Origin of the sequence: Fulvivirga aurantia, assembly GCF_009711475.1 — a bacterium.
Lineage (GTDB): Bacteria > Bacteroidota > Bacteroidia > Cytophagales > Cyclobacteriaceae > Fulvivirga > Fulvivirga aurantia.
The window spans coordinates 1-1,389 of the sequence record NZ_SMMD01000263.1 but is presented as its reverse complement, the minus strand read 5'-3'; the positions used below and the strand labels follow the sequence as shown (position 1 = coordinate 1,389).

The following is a 1,389-nucleotide window of genomic DNA, read 5'->3' as shown; positions in this document are numbered from 1 at the left end:
TAAAGACATATTAATAAGCACTGAAGATGGTGATTTTGACTACGAAAGAGCTGTAGAGGGAGGTCTTGATGCTCCGTTTATGTCGATTTACATCCCTGCCAGATACCAGGAAACTGGTGGTGCCAAAGAAATTGCAGATACGCTTATTATGTTAGTTGAGGGTATAGTTGAGGCTCACCCAGACAAATTTGCGCTTGCCAAAAGCCCAAAGGAGGTACAGGCTAACTTTGAGGCAAAAAAGATTTCTTTACCAATGGGTATGGAAAATGGTGCTCCTATTGAAGATGATCTAAGTAATGTAAAGTACTTTCATGAAAGAGGCATCAGATACATTACCCTTACACACTCTAAAGATAACCAGATTTGTGACTCCTCTTATGACACAACCCGTACCTGGAACGGTCTAAGTCCTTTTGGTAGAGACGTAGTAGCTGAAATGAACAAGGTGGGTATTATGGTGGATGTTTCCCACATATCTGACAGTACTTTTTATCAGGTAATGGAAATTTCAAAAGCACCTGCAATTGCTTCTCACTCTTCTTGTAGGCACTTCACACCAGGGTTTGAGCGCAACATGGGAGACGACATGATCAAGCTTCTAGGTGAGAAAGGTGGTGTTATACAAATTAACTTCGGGTCTACCTTCTTAGATATAAAATCTCAGGAAGTGAGATCGCACATCAACGACTATTTAAAAGAAAATAACCTTAGCCGCGAAGACTCGGCTGCTCAGGCTTACATGGCAGAGTATTACAAGACCAATCCTTTTTATAGTAATATAGAAAAAGTAGCCGACCATATCGACCGCGTAGTAGAGCTGGCGGGTATCGATCATGTAGGCCTTGGCTCTGATTACGATGGTGTCGGAGATTCATTACCAGAAGGTCTAAAGGATGTTTCTCAATACCCCAACCTCATTTATGAATTGCTAAAACGAGGCTACACAGAAGAGGATATTGAGAAAATATGCTATAAAAATGTGTTCCGCGTGTGGAATAAAGTAGAAGAAGTAGCTCAAGCTAGCCAAAACATGTAAACTTACCGGCTATGAGAGAGGCGGCCTTTGTAAAACAGAATTATTCGCGCTGGCAAGAGTTTGAGGAGCTGCTTAAAAATGAAAAAGTAGCTCCTCCAGACAAACTTGCCGATCTTTTTATTCAAGTAACTGATGACTTGTCATTTTCCCGTACACAGTATCCTGAAAGTGAAACCACAGTCTACTTAAATAATCTGGCGTCAAAAATTCATTTAAACATTTACAAGAATAAAAAAGAAGACAAAAAGCGTTTTGTTTCTTTTTGGAAATACGAGGTGCCTCATCTCTTTTACAGTGCTCATAAACAGCTTTTATATGCCTTCATCGTATTCTCTGTAGCTATTCTTATCGGT

2 protein-coding genes are annotated in these 1,389 nt (G+C 40.1%); both read left to right on the top strand.

Features of this window, described 5'->3' with window-relative positions:
* On the top strand, nucleotides 1-1,036 hold a 1,036-nt coding region (locus tag E1176_RS00985; RefSeq protein ID WP_155208724.1), incomplete at its 5' end, for a dipeptidase.
* An 11-nt stretch (nucleotides 1,037-1,047) separates the two neighbouring features.
* Nucleotides 1,048-1,389, top strand: a 342-nt coding sequence (locus E1176_RS00980) for a stage II sporulation protein M (RefSeq protein ID WP_484494451.1), incomplete at its 3' end; no start/stop codon positions are given.